Below are 21,364 nucleotides of genomic sequence, written 5' to 3'. Positions count from 1 at the left end.
GAACCGTCCGGCCCCGGCACACGCAGGTGGACGCCGGCAGACCGGATGAACGGCTCTCCCACCCTGGGTGTCATACCGCAGGTCACGCCCAGGGCCGGGCGGCCCGCCCGGGCGGCGAGGACCAGGCCCGCGCCCGTCAGGGCGCCGGCCGCCGTGAGCGCGGCGCGGGGTGAGATCCGGCCCGACGGGATCGGCCGGTGCGGGCGGTCGACGGCGTCCTCGTCTCGATCGGCCCAGTCGTTGAGCGCCATGCCCGCCTCGTACAGGCAGAGCGAGGCCCCCACGGCCAGTGCGGTGGAGCGGTCGGGGCGCCGCCCGACAGCCGCCGCGCCCGCGAGGGCGTCGCCGGGGACGGTGAACAGCGCGGAGACCCTGAGCAGTTCCGCCCAGGCACGTGCCGTCACTTCTCGCCCCGCAGCCGTTCGGCGAAGGCGAGCAGGGCCAGGTACTGCTCGGAGAGTGCGGCGGGTCCGCCGTCCGGGTCCTTGAAGTAGAAGCCGAGCTCCGGCAGTGGGCCGCTCAGGCCCGTTTCGTGGGCGCGGGCCAGGAGCCGGGCCAGGTCGAGCACCAGGGGCGCGGCAAGGGCCGAGTCGCAGCCCTGCCAGGTGGTCTGGAGCACCATGCGCGCCCCGAGGAACCCGTCGAACGCGATGTGGTCCCAGGCGGTCTTCCAGTCACCGAGCGCCGGAACGTCGTCGATGTGGACCTCGCCCTCGGGGGCGGCGCCGAGTGTGTCGGCGAGGACGCGTTCCTTGCCGGCGTTCTTCGCCGCGGCGGCGGCGGGGTCGGCGAGCGCCGCCCCGTCCCCGCCGCCGAGCAGGTTGGTGCCTGACCAGGCCCGTACGGGCAGGGCGCGCTGCACGAACATCGGGGCCAGCACGGACCGCAGCAGTGTCTGCCCCGTCTTGCCGTCGCGTCCCGCGTAAGGAAGCCCCGAGGCCGTTGCGGCGTCCTGGAGGGCGGGGGTGCGCAGCCCGGTGGAGGGGGTGAAGTTGACGTACGGGCAGCCGGCCCGGAGCGCGGCGGCGGCGTAGAGCGAGCTGGCGGGCAGCCGCGTGGCGTCGGCGGCGGGCGCCGGTTCGGTGGAGGCGACGTTGACGACGACGGTCCTGGCGAGGCCGTTGCGGCGGCCGAAGCCGGTGAGGTCGGTGGCGAACGCGGTGATGAGTTCCTCGTCCGTGCGCGTGTCGCCGGGAAGGGGGCCTCCGGTGCGGATCTCCGCGTCGGCTGCGGCGAGTTCGGACCGTACGGCCGAGGGGAGTCCGTGCGGCAGCACTCCCCCGGCGGCGAGTGCTTCGGCGCGCTTGGGGAGGGGGCAGTCCAGGGTGTCGTGGCCGCCGAAGACCAGGGAGGTGACGGGTGGCAGGCCGCTGTCGGCGAACGGGGCGGTCTCGGTGACCATGCCCGCCCCCGGGTGGAGGCCCGCCGCGACCGCCGCGCATCCCGCCGTGGCGGTGGTGGCGACGGAGCCGCGTGCTCCGATGAACCAGACTCCGGTACGAACGCCGGTTGTTGACACGGGCTGCCTCCCTGGCTGGGGGTCCTGGCTGGGCAGAGCTGGTGGCGCTGAACATGAGGGAGGAGGCGGTGGGCGGGGCGTGCTGCCCCGCCCACCGCCGGCCGGGTGGCCGCTACGCCGAGGGCAGTTCCTTCAGCTGGATGTCGCGGAAGGACACCTGGTCGTCAGCTCCGTGGTTCTGGAGGCCGATGTAGCCGTCCTTGAGGCTGCGGGCCGGGTCGGTGTTGGTGAAGTCGTTGATCTTCACTCCGTTCAGGAAGATCTGGAGCCGTTCGCCCTGGACCTTGATCTCGTAGCTGTTCCACTGGCCGGGCGGCCTCAGCACCTGGTCGCGGGCCTTGATGTTGGCCGCCTTGAAGGTGTAGACGGAGCCGGTGGTGCGGTCGACGGCGTCGGAGGCGTCGATCTGGACCTCGTAGCCGTTGTTCACCGCGGACCAGGGGTCGTCGGACTCCGGGAAGCCGACGAAGACTCCGGAGTTGTCGTCGCCCGCCAGCTTCCAGTCGAGCTTCAGGGAGTACGACTTCAGCTCCTTGGCCTGATAGGTCAGCAGGCCCATGCCGCCCTGGGAGCGCAGTTCGCCGTCGACGACGTCGAAGGTGCCGGGGCCCGCCTGCTTCCACCCTTCGAGCGTCTTGCCGTTGAAGATCGACCGGTAGCCGGTGTCCGGCTTGCAGTCGGCCTTGACCTGGCCGGCTGCGTAGCGCACCCCTCCGAGGAGCAGCTTGCGGAAGTCCGCGTCGGCGTACGACTCCTTGGTGTGGCCGAGTCCGGTGTAGAAGGAGCGGCCGCCCTGGTAGGTCTGGCACCAGGTGATCGGGTGATCGCCCTTCATGGTGCCGCCGGTGTAGGTCGTCTCGTCGAGCGTGGCGAGGACCTTCACCTTGTCGCGTGGGTTGGTGCGGTAGTTGTACAGCTCATCGGTCCGCTCCCAGGCGTCACCCAGGTGGGCGGTGGCCGGGTGCTTGTGGTCCTCGACGCGGACGGTGACGGGCTGGATGGCGGGATGGCCGGAGAAGTAGGCGCCGACGAGTCCGCCGTAGAAGGACCAGTCGTACTCGGTGTCGGCGGCGGCGTGGATGCCCATGTAGCCGCCGCCGGTGGCGATGTAGTTCTCGAAGGCCTTCTGCTGGTCGGCGTTGAGGACGTCACCGGTCGTCGACATGAAGACGACGGCGTCGTAGCGGGCCAGGTTGGCCGTGGTGAACTGGCCGGCCTCCTCGGTGGCGTCGACCGTGATGTTGCTGTCCTTGCCGAGTTCCTTCAGTGCGGCGATGCCCTCGGGGATCGCGTCGTGGCGGAATCCGGCGGTCTTGGAGAAGACCAGGACGCGCTTGGCGGTCTTGTCGGGCGGAGTGTTGGAGAGTTCGAAGTCGTCGATGTCGTAGAGCGCGCCTTCGCCGCCCTTGAACACCAGGAAGAGTTCGGTGGCCTTCTTCGGGACGCCCCGCAGGGGTACGTCGATGTCCTGGAAGGTCTCCCAGCCACCGGTCACCGGCACGGGTGCGGAGCCGAGGATCTTCCCCGTCGCCGAGCCGGACCGCACCTCGAGGAAGCCGCCCGCGCCGCCGGAGGAGATCCGGGCGGTGAGCTTGGTGGAGTCGCCGAGGATGTACGGCTTGAAGGAGATCCAGTCGTCGTTGTCGATGTCGCCGACGGTCTTGCCGCCCTCGGCGTTCGCCTTGTCGTACGTCTTGATGCCGGACGAGTCGTTGAAGTGCTCGGCCTGGCGGTGGCGCGGCTGGAGCTGCGACTGGTCGTGGCCGGTCAGTGCGGCCTGGCCGCCGCCCCCGCCGTCGGTGTACGAGGCGTCGATGACTCCGAAGATGTTGGCGTTGGGGTCGTGCCCGCCGTCCATCTCGGTCTTGATGGTGCCGGTGCAGCCGTGCTCCGTGGTGATCGGGTGGCCGTGGCTGTCGTGGCCGAGCACGAAGCGGACCTCGACCTTGGAGCAGTCGATGGTTCCGTCCTCGGGATCGGTGACGGTCACCTTGAACGGGATGTCGTCACCGAAGGTGAACAGCTGCCCGTCGCCGGGGAGTTCCAGGCTCACCTTGGGTGCCGTGTTGCCGACGGTCACATGGACGCTGGCCGAACCGGTGCGCCCGGTGGGGTCCTCAGCGGTCACGGTGGCGGTGTAGGTGCCGTTCTTCTTGTACGTGTACGCGGGGTTCGCGGCCGTGGAGGTTCCACCGTCGCCGAAGTCCCAGGCGTACGTGAGTGCGTCCCCGTCACCGTCGGCGGTGCCGGCCGATGAGAACTGCACCTTCAGCGGCGCGGTGCCCGAGGTCTTGCTGGCGGCCGCCTCGGCGATCGGAGAGCGCCCCCCTGTGGCGTTCTCGATGCGGTAGAGCGCGGAGTTCTCGTCGCCGCCGAACCAGGAGAGGCCGTAGTCCAGGACGTACAGTGCGCCGTCGGGTCCGAAGGCCATGTCCATGATCTGGGTACCGGACCACGGGATGTCGTTGATGGACTGCACGGTGCCGTCGGCGTCCTGCTCGATCCGCTTGATCCACTGCCGGCCGAACTCACCGGCGAAGAAGTCGCCGTCGTAGGCCTCGGGAAACTTCACGGGCGAGTCGAGGTCCGCGTCGTAGTGGTAGACCGGTCCGCCCATCGGGGACTCCGAGCCGGTGCCGAACTCCGGGACGGAGGCGCCGTCGTACGGGATCCAGGCGGCCTGGGCCGGGGGCAGGTCGACGAGGCCGGTGTTGTGCGGCGAGGTGTTCTTCGGGGCCGCGCAGTCGAACGCGGCTCCGGAGGTCTTGGTGGCGAAGTCGTAGTCGATGAACGGGTCGTTGTCGCCCGTGCAGTACGGCCAGCCGAAGTTGCCCGCCTTCGTCACCCGGGCGAACTCGACCTGTCCGGCCGGTCCGCGCTTGGGGTCGGCCGCGCCGGCGTCCGGCCCGTAGTCACCGACGTAGACGATGCCGGTCGCCTTGTCGACGGAGAAGCGGAACGGGTTGCGGAAGCCCATCGCGTAGATCTCGGGGCGGGTCTTGTCCGTTCCCGGTGCGAAGAGGTTGCCGTCCGGGACGGTGTACGAGCCGTCGTCGGCGACCTTGATGCGCAGGATCTTGCCGCGCAGGTCGTTGCTGTTGCCTGCGGAGCGGCGGGCGTCGAACGCCGGGTTGCGGTCGGGGCGTTCGTCGATGGGGGTGAAGCCGTCGGAGGCGAAGGGGTTGGAGTCGTCGCCGGTCGACAGGTACAGATTGCCGTCGGCGTCGAAGTCGATGTCGCCGCCGACGTGGCAGCACATGCCGCGCGACGTCTGGACGTCCAGGATCTTCTTCTCGCTGCCGAGGTCGAGCGTGCCGTCCTCGTCGAGGACGAAGCGGGACAGCCGGTTGACTCCGTCGAACTTGGCGAAGTCGGCGGCGGTGCCGGTCTCGGGGGCGTCGCCGGCGGGGGTGTCCAGCGGAGGTGCGTAGTAGAGGTAGATCGCCCGGTTCTCGCTGAAGTCCGGGTCGACGCCGATGCCCTGGAGGCCTTCCTCGTCGTGCGAGTAGACGGGGATGACGCCGGAGATCCTGGTGTTGCCCGCGCTGTCGGTGATGCGCAGCTCGCCGCTGCGCGAGGTGTGCAGGACGCTGCGGTCGGGGAGCACGGCCAGCGACATGGGCTCGCCGGTCTCGGCTGCGCCCTTGGCGAGCGTGACCTGCTGGAAGTCCTCGGCAGCCGCGGCCGGGGCTGCGGGCTCCGTGTGGGCGGCGGCCGTGCCCGACGTGGCGCTCAGGCTGAGGGTGGCGGCTGCGAGGAGTCCGCCGGTGAACAGAGCGAGGGATTTACGGACGCGGAGCCTTGTTCGGGTCCTGCTGCGGGTTCTGTGCACGAGTGTCCTCCGGAGAGTGCCGGTGGTACGGGCGGGTGCTGCCGTGCCGTTGAGCGCGGGGACTGCCGCGCAGGTCAGCCGGGGCCTGTGCGGCTCCGGTGACGAAAGTCATGTCATGTACACGTCTTGGACGGTAGACCTGTTCGTCCGGGACGGAAAGCCCTTGTGCGGCGGTGTTGTTGAACTTTTTCCTTGCCCAGGACAAAGGGGGGTGTGGGCAGGGGGGACCGGCCCGGCGGCGTGTGCGGGTGCCGCCGGGCTGGGGGCGGGGCCTTCTCCCCTACCCGCCCCTTCCCGAATCCGGGGCTCCGCCCCGGGCTCCGCGTCTCAGACGCCGGCGGGGCTGAATCTGCCCCGCGGCAGATGAATCACCGAGCGCAGACCCTCGCCGCAAGGCGAGACCGAGCCCCTCCGGCGATCGAGGCGCAGGGGCCCGGGGTCGCGGGGACCGATCCTCCGGATCCAGCCTCGCCGGCGGCCGAGGCGCGGGGGTCATGGGTTCGGGGCCTCCGAACCCGGCCTCGCCGGCGATCGAGGCGCGGGGGTCCGGGGGCGGAGCCCCCGGGCGGGCCCGCGCCCCCGGCGCCTCAGCCGTTGCCGCCGAACGCCGCGTCGAACGACGCGCTCGGCGGGTCGAAGTCGAACCGCTTCAGCGACGCCAGCGCCTCCGGTGCCCCCGCCAGCCGGTCCATCCCGGCGTCCTCCCACTCCACCGACACCGGCCCCTCGTACGCGATGGACCGCAGCATCCGGAACACGTCCTCCCAGGGCACGTCCCCGTGCCCTGCCGAGACGAAGTCCCAGCCGCGGCGGGGATCGCCCCACGGCAGGTGGGAGCCGAGCCGGCCGTTGCGGCCGTCGAGGCGCTTGCGCGCCTCCTTGCAGTCCACGTGGTAGATCCGGTCCCGGAAGTCGTACAGGAAGCCCACCGGGTCCAGGTCCTGCCACACGAAGTGGCTCGGGTCGAAGTTCAGCCCGAACGCCGGCCGGTGGTCCACCGCCTCCAGCGCGCGGTGCGTGGTCCAGTAGTCGTACGCGATCTCGCTGGGGTGCACCTCGTGGGCGAACCGCACCCCCTCCGCGTCGAACACGTCGAGGATCGGGTTCCAGCGCTCGGCGAAGTCCTCGTACCCCCGCTCGATCATGTGCGGGGGGACCGGAGGGAACATCGCGACCAGGTGCCAGATCGACGAGCCGGTGAACCCGATGACCGTGTCCACCCCGAAGGCCGCGGCGGCCCGCGCGGTGTTCCCGATCTCCTCGGCGGCCCGCCGGCGCACGCCCTCGGGCTCCCCGTCGCCCCAGATCCGGGCGGGCAGGATGCCCTGATGGCGCTCGTCGATCGGGCTGTCGCAGACGGCCTGGCCGACCAGGTGGTTCGAGATCGCCCAGCACTTCAGCCCGTACTTGTCGAGCAGCTGGTGACGGCTCTCCAGATAGCCGGGGTCGGCAAGGGCCTTGTCCACCTCGAAGTGGTCACCCCAGCAGGCCAGTTCGAGGCCGTCGTAGCCGAAGTCGCGGGCGTGCCGGCAGACCTCCTCCAGAGGAAGATCGGCCCACTGGCCGGTGAAGAGGGTGAATGGACGGGGCATGCGCAGGACCTCCTGGAGCTGGATCTAGAGCTGTACGGGGGTGAGTACGGAGTTCTTCGCGGCGCTCTCCTCCACCGCCGCCAGCACCCGCTGCACCTGGAGCCCGTCGGCGAACGACGGTACGGGCGGGGCCCCTTCGGCGATCGTCCGCACCACGTCACGGGCCTGGTGGATGAACGTGTGCTCGTAGCCGAGTGCGTGCCCCGGCGGCCACCACGCCTCCAGGTAGGGATGCTCGGGCTCGGTGACCAGGATGCGCCGGAAGCCGGCCGTGGTGGCGGGCTCGGTGTGGTCGTGGAAGGAGAGTTCGTTGAGGCGCTCCAGATCGAAGGCGAGCGAGCCGAGCTCCCCGTTGATCTCCAGCCGCAGCGCGTTCTTGCGGCCCGCCGCCATCCGGGTCGCCTCGAAGGAGGCCAGGGCGCCGGAGGCGAGCCGCCCGGTGAACAGTGCCGCGTCGTCCACCGTCACCGCACCGAGTTCCCCGCCGGCCGCGACCCCGCCCAGGCCCCCCGAGGGCCCGCCCGGCAAAGGGCGTTCGCGGACGAAGGTCTCGCTCACCGCCGAGACCCCGACCAGCAGCTCCCCCGCCAGGTACTGGGCGAGGTCCACGATGTGCGCGCCGAGGTCGCCGAGGGCGCCGGAGCCCGCGTTCTCCTTCTTCAGCCGCCAGGTGAGCGGGGAGGCTGGATCGACCAGCCAGTCCTGGAGGTAGGTGGCCCGGACGTGCCGCAGGGTGCCGAGCCGGCCCTCGGCGATGAGCCTGCGGGCATAGGTGATGGCGGGCACCTTGCGGTAGTTGAAACCGACCATCGCGACCTGACCGCGGGCGGCGGCCCGCCGCGCCGCCTCGGTCATGGCCTCCGCCTCCGCGACCGTGTTGGCGAGCGGCTTCTCGCACAGCACGTGCTTGCCCGCCTCCAGGGCCGCGATGGCGATCTCCGCATGGCTGTCGCCGGGGGTGCAGATGTCGACGAGCTGGACGTCGTCCCGGGCGATCAGGGCCCGCCAGTCGGTCTCCGCCGCCGCCCAGCCGAGTCGGTCGGCGGCGGCGTCGACCGCAGTCCGGTCGCGTCCACAGATCGCGGCGAGAGCCGGCCTCATCGGCAGCTCGAAGACATGGCCCGCGGTGCGCCACCCCTGCGAGTGGGCGGCGCCCATGAACGCGTATCCGACCATGCCGACCCCGAGCGTCGGTGCGCTCGCCATCCGCCGGTACGTCGGCGGCGCGGCCGCCTCCTGCTCCGTCTCTTCCCTACGGGCCATCCGGACTTCCTCCTCATCGGTGGTTCGGTGGGTACGGCGGGAGGGTCAGCACCCTCCTGCGGGACGGCTCAGCTGAAGCCCGTCGGCAGGTACTGGTCGATGTTCTCCTTGGTGACCACGGCCGAGTACAGGGTGAGGTTGGTCGGGATCTCCAGCTCGGCGAGCCCTGCCACCCCCTTGGCCTGACCGAGCGCACGGGCCAGGTCGATGGCCGATGCCGCCATGGTGGGCGGGTAGAGAACGGTGGCCTTGAGCACGCTGTTGTCCGCCTTGATGGCGTCCATGGCGGACTTGGCACCGGCGCCGCCGACCATCAGGAACTCGTCGCGGCCGGCCTGCTGGATGGCGCGGAGCGCGCCCACGCCCTGGTCGTCGTCGTGGTTCCAGAGGGCGTCGAACTGCTTCTGGGCCTGAAGGAGCTGGGCCATCTTCGCCTGGCCGGACTCGACGGTGAAGTCGGCCGCCTGACGGGCCACCAGCTTGATGTTGGAGTAGTTCTTCAGCGCGTCGGCGAAGCCCTGGCTGCGCTGCTTGGTGAGCTCCAGGTTGTCGATGCCCGCGAGCTCGACGACCTTGGCGTTCGGCTTGTCCTTGAGCTGTTCGCCGATGTACGTACCGGCGTTGAGCCCCATGCCGTAGTTGTCGCCGCCGACCCAGCAGCGGTAGGCCTGCGGGGAGGCGAAGACGCGGTCCAGGTTGATGACGGGGATGCCCGCCCGCATGGCCTCCAGGCCGACCTGGGTGAGTGCCTTGCCGTCGGCCGGGAGGATGACGAGGACGTCGACCTTCTTGTTGATGAGGGTCTTGACCTGGCCGATCTGGGCGGCGGTGTCGTTGGAGCCCTCGGTGGTCTCCAGGGTCACCTCCGAGTACTTCTTCGCCCGCGACCTGGCGTTCTCGTTGATCGCGTTGAGCCAGCCGTGGTCGGCCTGCGGGCCCGCGAAGCCGATGGTGACGGGCTTGCCCGGCTTGTCGTCGGCGGCGGGGGCGTTGTTCTGGGAAGCGGTGTCCTTCTCCTTGGGATCGTTGCTGGTGCAGGCGGTCAGCAGTGCGCCTGCGGAGATGGCTGCGGTACCGAAGAGCAGTCCTCTGCGGCTGGTTTCTGGCATGGCTGTCAAACCCTTCATCCGGTGCGGCGTGGGATGCGGAACAGGGGAGATCGAGGGAGAGAGAGGGAGACGGGAGGGGGCGTGTCTCCCCGTGGGAGGGGAGGGGTCAGGTCTCCCCGTGGGCCGACGTCCGGCGCTGGACGAGGACGGCGGCGACGATGATCGCGCCCTTGGCGATCTGCTGGACATCGCTCTGCAGGTTGTTGAGCGCGAAGATGTTGGTGATCGTGGTGAAGACGAGGACGCCCAGCACGGAGCCGACGATGGTGCCGCGGCCGCCGCTGAGCAGGGTGCCGCCGATGATCGCGGCGGCGATGGCGTCGAGCTCGTACAGGTTGCCGTTGGTGTTCTGGCCGGAGCCGGACAGGATGATCAGCATGAAGGCGGCGATGCCGCAGCAGAGCCCTGACAGCAGGTAGAGGTAGAGCCGCTGCCGGCGGACGTCGATCCCGGCCAGCCGGGCCGCTTCCGCGTTGCCGCCGACGGCGACCGTGCGCCGGCCGAAGGTCGTACGGTTCAGCACCAGCCAGCCGACCACGGTCACCGCGGCGAACATCATGACCAGCGGGGGGATGCCGAGGACGTACGCGTCCGGCAGACCCAGGTCGAGGACCGACTTGACGGTGACGATCTGCGTCTTGCCGTCGGTGATGTGGAGGGCCAGTCCGCGGGCCGACGCGAGCATCGCCAGCGTCGCGATGAACGGAACCAGCCTGCCGTACGCGATGAGCACACCGTTGACGAGCCCGGCCCCGAGACCGACCAGGACGGCGGTGAGGAGGATGCCCGCGAAGCCGAAGTCCTGGGTGGCGAGCGTCGTCGCCCAGACGGAGGCGAGGGCGACCATGGCGCCGACGGAGAGGTCGATGCCCCCGCTGATGATGACGAAGGTCATGCCGACGGTGACGACGCCGATGACGGACGACTGCGTCAGGATGAGCTGAAGGTTCCCGGTGTCCAGGAACGCGTCGGGTTCGGTGATCCCGCCGACGGCTATGAGCACGGCGAGGACGCCCAGCAGCGAGAGATTGCGGACGTCCGCGCGCAGCCCGAAGGCACGCGGGGATCCGTCCTTCTTCGGGGACGCGGGGACGGACACGGGCGCGGCGCCCTTGTCCGGCCCGCTCTGCTGCGCCGATGAGACGGGCTGCGTCATGACGTCGGGCTCCCTTCCATCACGAGGTCGAGTACGCGGTGCTCGTCGAGCTCCCCGGCATGCGCCGTGTGGACGACACGGCCCTCGCGGAGGACCAGCACCCGGTCGGCGAGGCCCAGGACTTCGGGCACTTCGCTGGATACGAGCAGAACGGCGAGGCCCTCGTCGGCCAGCCGGCGGATCACGGCGTAGAGCTCGGCGCGGGCGCCGACGTCCACCCCGCGGGTCGGTTCGTCGAGCAGCAGAACCCGGCAGCCGCGCAGCAGCCAGCGGGCGAGTACCGCCTTCTGCTGGTTGCCGCCGGAGAGGGTACGGACGGGGGTGTCCGGGTTGTCGGGGCGCAGGGAGAGTTCACGGGTGGCGGCGCGGGCCGCTGCGCGTTCGGCGCCCCGGTCGAGCCAGCCGGCCTTGGAGAAACGGGACATGGAGGAGACCGAGACGTTGCGGGTGACGGACTCGAGCATCAGCAGGGCCTGCGCCTTGCGTTCCTCGGGTGCGAGGCCGATGCCGGCGGCGACGGCGGCGCGCACGCTGCCGGACCGCAGCGGCTTCCCCGCGACCGTGACCCGTCCTGCGGTGGCCTTGCGCGCGCCGTAGATCGTCTCCAGGATCTCGGAGCGTCCCGAGCCGACGAGTCCGGCCAGGCCGACGATCTCGCCGGGCCTCAGCTCCAGGTCGACGGGGTCGAACTCGCCCTTCCTGGTGAGGCCTTCGACCGTGAGGACCGGGGCGGCCCGGGCGCCCTCGGGGAAGACGTCCGGCCGGGGCGGGAAGACGTACTCGACGTTGCGGCCGGTCATCATGGCAACGATGTCGCGCGTCGGTGTGGACTCTGCGGGAAGGCCGACGGCGACGGCCCGGCCGTCCTTGAGTACGGTGACCCGGTCGCCGATCCTGCGGATCTCCTCCAGGCGGTGCGAGATGTAGACGACGGCGACGCCGTCGGCGGTCAGCGAGGCGACGATCCGGAAGAGGTTGTCGACCTCGTCGGGGTCGAGGGCGGCGGACGGCTCGTCCATCACGATGAGGCGTACGTCGTGGGAGAGCGCCCGGGCCATCGACACGATCTGCTGCTGGGCCGCGGAGAGTTCACCCACCGCACGGGCGGGGTCGATCTCCGGGTGGCCGAGCCGTTTCAGCAGGGCGGCGGCCGCGGTGCGGCCCTCGCGGGTACGGACGACGAAGCCGGCGCTGGTGGGTTCATGGCCCAGGAAGACGTTCTCGGCGACCGACAGGCCCTCGACCAGGTCGAGTTCCTGGTAGATGGTGGCGATCCCGAGGCGCATCGCGGTGATCGGGGACTTCAGTACGGCGGGCGCGCCGCACCAGGTGATCTCGCCGTCGTCGGGCTGGTGGGCCCCGGCGAGCACCTTGATGAGGGTGGACTTGCCGGCGCCGTTCTGGCCGAGGAGGCAGTGGACTTCGCCGGCCTGGACCTCCAGGTCCACGCCGTCGAGGGCGCGCACGCCGGGGAAGGACTTGGTGATACCGGACATGGTGAGCAGCGGTGGTTCTGGAGCCATGACAAATCCCCTCGGCGGATGGGGTGTCCCTTGCTCGGGCGGGGGCGGGAGCGCGGGTAGGGGCCGGTGAGCGGGCAGGGCGCAGTGCTGTCCCGGGGCGTTGCCCCGGACCCCGGCCTGGAGCGCGGGGCGGTGCCTTGGTTGCCGGCGGGCAGTGAAGCGGCCGGTGAGGAGCGTTGCGGGTGAGGGGGTTTGGGCGGGGCTGAGGATCAGGCGGGTGAGAAGAGGTGGTCGCTGATGAGCCTGGCCGCGCCGATGACTCCGGCGGCGGGTCCGAGCTCGCCCAGCACGATCGGGAGGTTGCCGGTGGCCAGTGGCAGGGACTGCCGGTAGACCTGGGTCCGGACGCTGGCCAGCAGCGTGTGGCCCAGTCCGGTCACCCCGCCGCCGATCACCACCAGACCGGGGTTGAAGAAGCTGACGAGCCCCGCGATGACCTGTCCGACCCGGTTTCCGCCTTCACGGATCAGGTCGAGCGAGGTGGGGTCGCCGGCGGCCGCGGCGGCGGCGACGTCGGCGGCGGTGAGTTTCCCTGACGCCTCCAGCCGGGCCGCGAGCTCCGCGGACTGTCCGGCACGTGCCGCGTCCTCGGCGTCGCGGGCCAGTGCGGCGCCGCTGAAGTGTGCTTCCAGGCAGCCCCGGTTGCCGCAGGCGCAGGGGCGCCCGTCGGGTTCGACCTGGATGTGTCCGATGTCGCCGGCGCTGCCCGTCGTACCGCGGTGGACCTCTCCGCCGACGACGATGCCGCAGCCGATGCCGGTGCCGATCTTGACGCAGAGGAAGTCGCCCACGGAACGGGCGACGCCCGCGTGCTGCTCCCCCATCGCCATCAGGTTCACGTCGTTGTCGACCATGACGGGGCAGCCCAGTTCCTGGCTGAGCGCCTCGCGGACGGGGAAGCCGTCCCAGCCGGGCATGATCGGCGGCGCGACCGGGATGCCTTCGGGGAAGCGGACCGGTCCCGGTACGCCGATGCCCGCGCCGTCGAACCCTTCGGCGAGCCCGGAGGCCCGGAGCTTGGCCGCCATGGACAGCACCTGCTCGAAGATGGCGACGGGACCTTCACGTACGTCCATGGGGTGGTTGAGGTGGCCCAGGACCTCCAGCTCCGCGTTGGTGACCGCCACATCGACCGAGGTGGCGCCGATGTCGACGCCGAGGAAGCGCAGTGCCGGGGCGAGCCGGATGTTGTGCGAGCGACGCCCGCCGCGGGATGCGGCGAGTCCGTCGGCCACGACAAGGCCGGTCTCCAGCAGTCTGTCCACCTCGACGGCGAGCTTGGAGCGGGAGAGATCGACCTGATCCCCCAGCTGTGCCCGTGAGTTGGGCCCGCCGTCGCGCAACAGCCGGAGCAGTCGCGCCTGATGTGCATTCGCGGGTCGTGCCGTCATACGTCTCACGTGCCCCTCCCCGCCACATCGGCCTGTCCGTCGGGCTTTGGAGGGGAACGTAGCAGCGGTTGCCGGGAGTGGGAAGAAGTTGCGCAGGAATCCGCCTCAACTTTCTCCACCTTGAGGACAAAGGGGTGCGACCGGGAGCCGTGCCAGTCGCCGGGCACGCAGGAGCCCCCGACCGCCGGGGGCTGGTTCCTCAGCCGGCGTTCGAGGGCATGAGAGTGCGGGATCAGCTCTCTTCGCGCTGGTGGTACGTCTTCCGGGTGTGCTCGGTGTGCGCTCGCATGACCGCCGTCGCCCGCTGCTCGTCGCGCGAGGAGATCGCGGCGATCAGGGAGCGGTGTTCGATCCAGGACCGGGTTCCGCGCTGCCGGGCGACGGGGGTGTAGTACCAGCGGACCCGGGCATCCACCTGTCCGGCGAGTTCGGCGAGGACGACGTTGCCGGCCAGCTCCATGACCTTGGCGTGGAAGGCGGCGTTGGTCGCCACCGCCAGGTCCACGTCGTCGTCGGCGACGGCCTGCTCCCCCTTGGCGCAGAGCTCCTCCAGGGCGGCGATGCCCGCCGTGGAGGAGTTGGCGGCGGCCAGCCGGGCGGCCTCCGCCTCCAGGAGTGCACGGACCGACAGCAGCTGGTCCGCCTCCTCCTCCGTGGGCTCGTGGACGAACGCGCCCTGGGCGGGGCGCAGATCGACCCACCCCTCGGTGTTGAGCCGTTGCAACGCCTCACGCACCGGTTGCCGGGACACGCCGAGATGCCCGGCCAGCTCACTCTCGACCAGATGCTGGCCGGGGCGGAGCGCCCGGGTGGTGATGAGTTCGAGCAGCGCCTCATAGACGCGCTCGCGCAGCGGGCCGGGCCGTTCCAGCTTCGGCACAGCCCCCAGCGGCAGTCCTGTGGACAACATCGCGGTCCCCCTCCGGGCGACGAGCAATTGCTTATCGTCTACAGTCTACCGAGCACAACGCCCCTCAGGGACAGCGGATCACCTGTCCCGCATAACTGAGGTTCCCGCCGAAGCCGAAAAGCAGGGCCGGAGCACCGCTGGCGACCTCGCCGCGCTCCACCAGCTTGGACAGGGCCATCGGAATCGAGGCCGCGGACGTATTGCCCGAATCCACCACATCCCGCGCAATGACCGCGTTGACGGCGCCGATCTTCCTGGCGACGGGTTCGATGATCCTCAGATTGGCCTGGTGCAGCACCACCGCGGCGAGGTCCTCGGGGGTGATTCCCGCCTTCTCGCACACCTTGCGCGCGATGGGCGGCAGCTGGGTGGTGGCCCAGCGGTAGACGGACTGGCCCTCCTGGGCGAAGCGCGGCGGCGTCCCCTCGATCCGTACCGCGTCCCCCATCCCGGGCACGGAACCCCACAGCACCGGCCCGATGCCGGGCCTGCCCTCGGCGCCGGAGTCGGCGACGACGACGGCCGCACCGGCTCCGTCCCCCATCAGGACACAGCTGGAGCGGTCGGTCCAGTCGACGATGTCGCCCATCTTGTCGGCACCGATCACGAGGGCGCGCGTGGCCGCACCCGCCCGGACGGCGTGATCGGCGGTGGCGAGGGCGTGCGTGAAACCGGAACAGACCACGTTGATGTCCATCACCGCGGGCGAGGACATGCCGAGGCGCGCGGCGACCCGGGCGGACATGCTCGGCGAGCGGTCGATCGCGGTGGAGGTGGCGACCAGGACCAGGTCGATGTCGGCCGGCTGCAGACCGGCCGCGGCGAGAGCCTTGGCCGCCGCGTGCGCGGCGAGTTCGTCCACCGGCTCATCGGGGCCACCGAGGTGCCGCGTCTTGATGCCGACGCGGCTGGTGATCCACTCGTCGCTGGTGTCGACCATCGCCGCCAGATCGTGGTTGGTGAGCACCTTGGCGGGCTGATAGTGGCCGAGCGCCACGACACGTGAGCCGGTCATATTCAGATTCCCCTCGCTACATATGGCAGGAACCATCCAGTCTTGGTCGCTACCGCCCGGTACAGGGGCACGTGATCCCACAGGAATACCGGCCGGAGGTTGGAGGCTTGACAACAGCCCCGATCCCCTGAACCGCATACTGCAGACAATATTCTGTCGCTTGAGCACGTTGTCGGAGCTGCTCGCGTCGCCCGCCGATGTGTCGCCGACGCCGCGGGCCGCCGATTGGATCAGGGAGTACGAGGCGGAACCCGGCTGCTTCGGCGCCGACGCGGCCCGCCCCAATAGGGAGCCGAAGCCCGACGACGACCTCCACGTCCGGGACACGACAAGTGCGTCCAGTGCTGGAAGTGCGTCGACGCGTGCGGCGAGCAGCGGCGGAACACCTTCGCGATCGCGGTCGCGGGGCGCGGCTTCGACGCCCGTGTCTCGACCGAACAAGGGGTGCCGCTCACCGACTCGGCGTGCGTGTACCGCGGCAACTGCATCGAGGTGTGCCCGGCCGGGGCGCTCTCCTTCAGGACCGAGTCCGGCATGCGGGCGGCCGGGACGTGGGACGAACCGGCGCCGACGGAGACCACCACCGTCTGCGCGTACTACGGAGTCGGCCGCAACGTCATGCTCCATGTGCAGGACAATGAGATCGTCAAGGTCACCTCGCCGCACGACAACCCGGTGGCCCACGGCAACCTCTGCATCAAGGGCCGTTTCGGCTTCCAACACGTACAGAATCGGGTCTGACTTCATGGGACGGGTCACCGAGCGCCGCCGCACCATCCGCATCCGGGACGGGGCCGTCTCCACCCGCCCGGACACCCTCGTCGCCGAGGAGCCCCTGGAGATCCGGCTGAACGGCAAGCCGCTCGCCATCACGATGCGCACCCCGGGCGACGACTTCGCGCTGGCGGCCGGCTTCCTGGTGAGCGAGGGCGTGATCGGTGAGGGCCCCGAGGTGCAGTCGATCGTGTACTGCGCCGGGGCGACCGCCGACGGGGTGAACACGTACAACGTCGTGGACGTGAAACTCGCGCCCGGTGTCGTGGTCCCCGACATCACGCTGGAGCGCAACGTCTACACGACGTCCTCCTGCGGCCTGTGCGGCAAGGCCAGCCTGGACGCGGTGCGCACCACGACCCGGCACCCGATCGCCGACACTCCCCCGGTCCGGGTCGGACCCGAGCTGCTGGCCGCCCTCCCCGACCGGTTGCGCGCCTCGCAGCGGGTCTTCGACCGGACCGGAGGTCTGCACGCGGCGGCGCTGTTCTCCGAGACGGGCGAGCTGATCGACGTACGGGAGGACGTCGGCCGCCACAACGCGGTCGACAAGCTGGTCGGCCGCGCCCTCACCGACAACCGGCTGCCGTTGTCCCGGTCGATCCTGCTGGTCTCGGGGCGGGCCTCCTTCGAGCTGGCTCAGAAGGCGGTGATGGCCGGTATCCCGATGCTGGCTGCCGTCTCGGCGCCGTCGTCCCTCGCGGTCGACCTGGCGGCGGAGACCGGCCTGACCCTGATCGGCTTCCTGCGGGGACCGTCCATGAACGTGTACGCGGGAGAGCACCGCATCGCCCTGGAGGCGACGCCCGTCCAGGGGCAGGGGGCGCCCCGCCCGCTGCACGGGTAGGTACGGGCCGGCGGGTGGCCTCGGGGCACCCGCCTCGGTCACCCGCCTCGGGGCACCCGGTGAGAGGTCGACGGACAGCCCTGAGAGGTCCGGCCGGCGGGGAGCGCGCCCTGCGACGGCCGGCCTCAGCCCACCGGTGCGACCTCCGGCGCGACCCCGGTGCCGTCGGTGAGCGCTTCCTGCGGGTCGCGGGCCCGCCGCTTCGCGATCACCGCGCACACCATGAGCTGCATCTGGTGGAAGAGCATGAGCGGAAGCACGGCGAGGCTCGCCTGCGCGCCGAACAGGACACTGGCCATCGGCAGCCCCGAGGCGAGGCTCTTCTTCGAGCCGGCGAACTGAATGGCGATGCGGTCCTCGCGGCCGAAACCGAGCCGCTTCGCCCCGTACCAGCTCACCGCGAGCAGCAGCGCGAGCAGCACCGCCTCGGCGGCGAGCAGCGCGCCGAGGCGGGCCGGGGTGACCTGGTGCCAGATGCCCGCGACCATGCCCTCGCTGAACGCCGTGTAGACGACGAGCAGGATCGAGCCGCGGTCGACATAACCGAGGACCTTCTTGTGCCGGGCGATGAAGCCGCCGATCCAGCGGCGCAGCAGCTGACCCGCGACGAACGGCAGCAACAGCTGGACGCCGATCTTCAGCAGGGCGTCCGCGGAGAACCCGCCGCCGCTGTTGCCGAGGAGTGCCGCCGCGAGCAGCGGTGTGACGAAGATGCCGGCGATCGAGGAGAAGGAGCCCGCGCAGATCGCGGCGGGCACGTTGCCGCGGGCTATCGAGGTGAAGGCGATCGACGACTGGATCGTCGAGGGGACGAGGCAGAGGAAGAGGAATCCGCTCTGCAGCTGGGGCGTCAGCACGTACGGCACGAGCCCCCTGCTCGCCAGGCCCAGCAGCGGGAAGGCGACGAACGTGCAGGCCAGTACGGTGAGGTGGAGCCGCCAGTGCTTGACCCCATCGAGGGCTTCGGCGGTGGAGAGCCGCGCGCCGTAGAGGAAGAAGAGGAACGCGACCGCCCCGGTGGAGGCCCCGCCCGCCACATCTGCGGCAGCACCGGAGGCCGGCAGCAGCGCCGCGAGCACGACGGTGCCGATCAACGCCAGGATGTACGGGTCGATCGGCAGCCAGGACGGCAACTGCAGGGTGCGGCGGCTCATGTGCTCCACGTGTCTCTCGTTCGGTCGTGCCCACCCATCCTGCTCCCGATCAGCTACATCGGGAATCCCGCATACCGCTCTGACTGTCATCACGAATCGCGATAGCCTGGCACCATGTACGACCCCGCACAGCTGCGCACCTTCCTCGCCGTCGCCCAGACCCTCAGTTTCACCGCGGCCGCCCGCCGGCTCGGGGTCCGGCAGTCCACGGTGAGCCAGCACGTGCGACGGCTGGAGGACGCGACCGGGCGCCAGTTGTTCACCCGGGACACGCACCGGGTCGATCTGACGGTGGACGGCGAGGCGATGCTCGGCTTCGCCCGGACGATCCTGGAGGCCCACGAACGGGCGTCGGCGTTCTTCACCGGCACCCGGCTGCGCGGGCGGCTTCGCTTCGGGGCGTCGGAGGACTTCGTGCTGACGAGGCTGCCGGAGATCCTGCAGGCGTTCCGCAGGGATCATCCGGAGGTCGAGCTGGAGCTGACGGTGGAGCTGTCGGGGACGCTGCACCAGCAGCTGGCGGCGGGCCGTCTCGATCTGGTGCTCGCCAAGCGGCGGGCCGGCGACACCCACGGCGAGCTGGTCTGGCAGGACGCGCTGGTCTGGATCGGGGCTCCGCGGCTGCGGATCGACCCGGACCGCCCGGTGCCGCTGATCCTCTTCCCGCCGCCGGGCATCACCCGGGCCCGTGCGCTGGAGGTCCTGGAGGAGCAGGGCCGCTCGTGGCGGGTCGCGTGCACGAGCGGCAGCCTCAGCGGGCTGATCGCGGCCGCCCACGCGGGGCTCGGCGTGATGGCCCACAGTCGCGGCCTGGTCCCGCCCGGACTGGCCCCGGTGGCGGTGAGGGCGGGGCTGCCGGACCTCGGCGACGTGGACTTCGTCCTGCTGCACGGCCGCCGGCGGGACGGTGCACAACAGGCGGCGGACGCACTGGCGGCGGCGATCCTGGCGGGCGGCGACCGGCTGATCCGGCCGCGCGGCGGAATCGGTGCGATAGGTGCGCAGAACCGTGCATGACGGGGTGCCGGGAGGGGGAGAATGGTCGGGACGCGGCAGAGCCGCCGGTTCGGCCCGGCGCGGTCGGCTCGACGGATCCGGACCGATCGCCCGTATCCGTACAGAATGCGGTGATCGCGGCGTACAGATTCGGTGGAGATTCCCGCGCGAGCCACTTACTCCATGGTCGGAAGCGTGCCCGGGCCTTGCCCATCTGGCCGGATTTCACCACCCGACCCGTGCATGCGGCACCTGGTACGGACAGTGTGCGGCTCTCCCGCAGCGGCGCCCGGTGGGGTAGCGTCACGGCGCTGTGCGGAGCGCCACAAGGAGCAGGTCATTGCGTGAGTTCACTGTCCCACCCATGGCGGCCGCGCCCCACGTAGGCGGGCTCGCGGATGTCGTGTTCGACTACGCCGAGGAGGATCCGCACCGGGTCGCTCTCGGCCGGAAAGACGCGGCCGGACGCTGGCGGGATGTCACCTCGGCGACGTTCCGCGACGAGGTGCTGGCACTGGCCAAGGGGCTGATCGCGCACGGGGTGCGGTTCGGCGACCGGGTCGCCCTGATGTCGCGCACCCGTTACGAGTGGACCCTCTTCGACTTCGCCCTGTGGACGGTCGGCGCGCAGTCCGTGCCGGTCTATCCGACGTCCTCGGCCGAGCAGGTCCTGTGGATGCTGCACGACGCCGAGGTGTCGGCGGTCATGGTCGAGCACGAGGACCACGCGATGACGATCGCGTCGGTGATCGACCGGCTGCCGCAGCTGAAGCGGCTGTGGCAGCTGGACGCCGACGCGGTGACCGAGCTGTTCGGGGCCGGCGCCCACATCGACGACGAGGTCGTGCACCGCCACCGGCGCGCGGTGACGCCCGACTCGGCGGCGACCGTCATCTACACCTCCGGCACGACGGGACGCCCGAAGGGCTGTGTGATCACGCACGCCAACTTCATGTTCGAGACGGACACCATGGCCCTGCGCTGGGAGTCGGTCTTCCACTCCAAGCCGGGTGACGAGGCGTCGACGCTGCTCTTCCTTCCGCTGGCGCACGTCTTCGGGCGGATGGTGGAGGTCACGGCGATTCGCGGACGGGTGAAACTCGGCCACCAGCCGGAGCTGTCGGCGAAGGCGCTGATGCCGGACCTGGTGACGTTCCGTCCCACTTTCATCCTGGCGGTGCCGTACATCTTCGAGAAGGTCTTCAACGGTGCCCGGCGCAAGGCCGAGGCGGAGGGCCGGATCGGGCCGTTCGACAAGGCCGTCGACGTCGCGGTGAAGTACGCGGAGGCGATGGAGGCGCGGGCGTTCGGCATGGGTCCCGGGCCGTCCGCCGGGCTGCGGATGCAGCACCAGTTCTTCGACAAGGTCGTGTACAAGAAGGTGCGCGAGGCGATGGGCGGCCGGATCCGGCACGCCATGTCGGGCGGCTCGGGGATGGAGCGGCAGCTCGGGCTGTTCTTCGCCGGCGCGGGCGTCACCGTGTACGAGGGGTACGGGCTGACCGAGACGACGGCCGCGGCCACGGCCAACCCCCCGGAGCGCACCCGGTACGGCACGGTGGGGCAGCCGATCCCCGGCACGTCGGTGCACATCGCCGACGACGGCGAGATATGGGTGTACGGCGCCAACGTGTTCGGCGGTTATCTGGGCGACCCGAAGGCCACCGACGCGGTGCTGAACGAGGGCTGGCTGTCCACCGGCGACCTGGGGGCGCTGGACGAGGACGGCTATCTGACGATCACCGGGCGCAAGAAGGAGATCCTGGTGACGTCCGGCGGCAAGAGCGTCTCCCCGGCCGGTCTGGAGGAGCGGGTACGGGCGCATCCGCTGGTGGCGCAGTGCATCGTGGTCGGCAACGACCGGCCGTACATCGCGGCGCTGGTCACCGTCGACCAGGAGGCCGTGGAGCACTGGCTCGCGATGCAGGGGCGGCAGGCGCTTTCCCCGGGGGAACTGGTGCGGGACCCGGATCTGGAGATGGAGGTCCGGCGTGCGGTGGTGGCCGCGAACACGGCGGTCTCCCAGGCCGAGTCGATCCGTACGTTCCGGATCCTGGCCCACCAGTTCACCGAGGAGCACGGCCTGCTCACGCCGTCGCTGAAACTGAAGCGCAAGGCGATCGAGACCGCGTACGCGTCCGAGGTGGACGCGCTCTACCGCTGACCTGGCCCGGTCCGTGCGCGGACCGGGGCGATCGCCGCACGGACCGTACCCGCGGCTCCGGGCAAATGCTGCCGCGGCGGCGCGCCCGGGAGTACCGTTCCGGCGAAAACGGCGCGCGG

15 protein-coding genes and 1 pseudogene are annotated in these 21,364 nt (G+C 70.7%); 4 read left to right on the top strand and 12 right to left on the bottom strand.

The annotated features are described in order from the left end of the window. From ABT025_RS21220 to ABT025_RS21170, 11 genes are all read right to left on the bottom strand, one after another. A partial coding sequence (locus ABT025_RS21220; RefSeq protein WP_350996531.1) for a UbiA family prenyltransferase occupies positions 1 to 404 on the bottom strand: 404 nt, incomplete at its 3' end. Next, positions 401 to 1,519: an inositol-3-phosphate synthase gene (locus ABT025_RS21215; RefSeq protein ID WP_350996528.1), complete on the bottom strand. Its 1,119-nt coding sequence runs from the start codon at positions 1,517 to 1,519 to the stop codon at positions 401 to 403. The genes ABT025_RS21220 and ABT025_RS21215, both read right to left, overlap by 4 nt. Before the next feature lie 112 nt (positions 1,520 to 1,631). Next, positions 1,632 to 5,351: a ThuA domain-containing protein gene (locus ABT025_RS21210; protein WP_350996525.1), complete on the bottom strand. Its 3,720-nt coding sequence runs from the start codon at positions 5,349 to 5,351 to the stop codon at positions 1,632 to 1,634. A gap of 587 nt (positions 5,352 to 5,938) precedes the next feature. Then, positions 5,939 to 6,943 (bottom strand): sugar phosphate isomerase/epimerase family protein, encoded by a 1,005-nt coding sequence (locus ABT025_RS21205; RefSeq protein ID WP_350996523.1) that lies wholly within the window; start codon positions 6,941 to 6,943, stop codon positions 5,939 to 5,941. A 24-nt stretch (positions 6,944 to 6,967) separates the two neighbouring features. After that, positions 6,968 to 8,206 (bottom strand): Gfo/Idh/MocA family protein, encoded by a 1,239-nt coding sequence (locus ABT025_RS21200; RefSeq protein ID WP_350996520.1) that lies wholly within the window; start codon positions 8,204 to 8,206, stop codon positions 6,968 to 6,970. A 68-nt stretch (positions 8,207 to 8,274) separates the two neighbouring features. Beyond that, positions 8,275 to 9,315: a substrate-binding domain-containing protein gene (locus ABT025_RS21195; RefSeq protein WP_350996517.1), complete on the bottom strand. Its 1,041-nt coding sequence runs from the start codon at positions 9,313 to 9,315 to the stop codon at positions 8,275 to 8,277. A gap of 106 nt (positions 9,316 to 9,421) precedes the next feature. Then, positions 9,422 to 10,471 (bottom strand): ABC transporter permease, encoded by a 1,050-nt coding sequence (locus tag ABT025_RS21190; protein ID WP_350996515.1) that lies wholly within the window; start codon positions 10,469 to 10,471, stop codon positions 9,422 to 9,424. After that, positions 10,468 to 11,994 carry a sugar ABC transporter ATP-binding protein gene (locus tag ABT025_RS21185; RefSeq protein WP_350996512.1) on the bottom strand — a complete coding sequence of 509 codons (1,527 nt, stop codon included), beginning with the start codon at positions 11,992 to 11,994 and terminating at the stop codon, positions 10,468 to 10,470. The genes ABT025_RS21190 and ABT025_RS21185 overlap by 4 nt, the downstream gene beginning before the upstream one ends. Positions 11,995 to 12,203: 209 nt before the next feature. Next, on the bottom strand, positions 12,204 to 13,385 hold the full coding sequence (locus tag ABT025_RS21180; RefSeq protein ID WP_350996510.1) for an ROK family transcriptional regulator: 1,182 nt from the start codon (positions 13,383 to 13,385) through the stop codon (positions 12,204 to 12,206). A 232-nt stretch (positions 13,386 to 13,617) separates the two neighbouring features. After that, a complete protein-coding gene (locus ABT025_RS21175) occupies positions 13,618 to 14,295 on the bottom strand; it encodes a GntR family transcriptional regulator (RefSeq protein ID WP_350996506.1) in 678 nt (225 codons plus the stop codon). A gap of 64 nt (positions 14,296 to 14,359) precedes the next feature. Then, a complete protein-coding gene (locus ABT025_RS21170; RefSeq protein WP_350996503.1) occupies positions 14,360 to 15,310 on the bottom strand; it encodes a beta-ketoacyl-ACP synthase III in 951 nt (316 codons plus the stop codon). A 175-nt stretch (positions 15,311 to 15,485) separates the two neighbouring features. Between ABT025_RS21170 and ABT025_RS21165 the strand changes: the two are divergent. Then, a pseudogene (locus ABT025_RS21165) lies at positions 15,486 to 16,051 on the top strand (4Fe-4S dicluster domain-containing protein); the annotation flags it as partial. Positions 16,052 to 16,055: 4 nt separating this feature from the next. Continuing rightward, complete coding sequence (gene fdhD / locus ABT025_RS21160; RefSeq protein WP_350996500.1) at positions 16,056 to 16,931, top strand: formate dehydrogenase accessory sulfurtransferase FdhD; 876 nt, start codon at positions 16,056 to 16,058, stop codon at positions 16,929 to 16,931. A gap of 125 nt (positions 16,932 to 17,056) precedes the next feature. Here the strand turns inward: fdhD and ABT025_RS21155 are convergent, their stop codons facing one another. After that, positions 17,057 to 18,085 carry a bile acid:sodium symporter family protein gene (locus ABT025_RS21155; protein ID WP_350996497.1) on the bottom strand — a complete coding sequence of 343 codons (1,029 nt, stop codon included), beginning with the start codon at positions 18,083 to 18,085 and terminating at the stop codon, positions 17,057 to 17,059. A gap of 114 nt (positions 18,086 to 18,199) precedes the next feature. Between ABT025_RS21155 and ABT025_RS21150 the strand changes: the two genes are divergently transcribed. Both ABT025_RS21150 and ABT025_RS21145 read left to right on the top strand, forming a co-directional pair. Next, positions 18,200 to 19,102 carry a LysR substrate-binding domain-containing protein gene (locus tag ABT025_RS21150; protein WP_350996494.1) on the top strand — a complete coding sequence of 301 codons (903 nt, stop codon included), beginning with the start codon at positions 18,200 to 18,202 and terminating at the stop codon, positions 19,100 to 19,102. A 343-nt stretch (positions 19,103 to 19,445) separates the two neighbouring features. Beyond that, positions 19,446 to 21,245, top strand: a complete 1,800-nt coding sequence (locus ABT025_RS21145) for an AMP-dependent synthetase/ligase (RefSeq protein WP_350996492.1) — start codon at positions 19,446 to 19,448, stop codon at positions 21,243 to 21,245. Positions 21,246 to 21,364: the final 119 nt, after the last annotated feature.

It is taken from the genome of Streptomyces sp. NPDC002809 (assembly GCF_040295435.1).
Taxonomy (GTDB): Bacteria; Actinomycetota; Actinomycetes; order Streptomycetales; family Streptomycetaceae; genus Streptomyces.
Note: the sequence above shows the minus strand (reverse complement) of the source record. Positions and strands in the feature narration are given on the sequence as shown.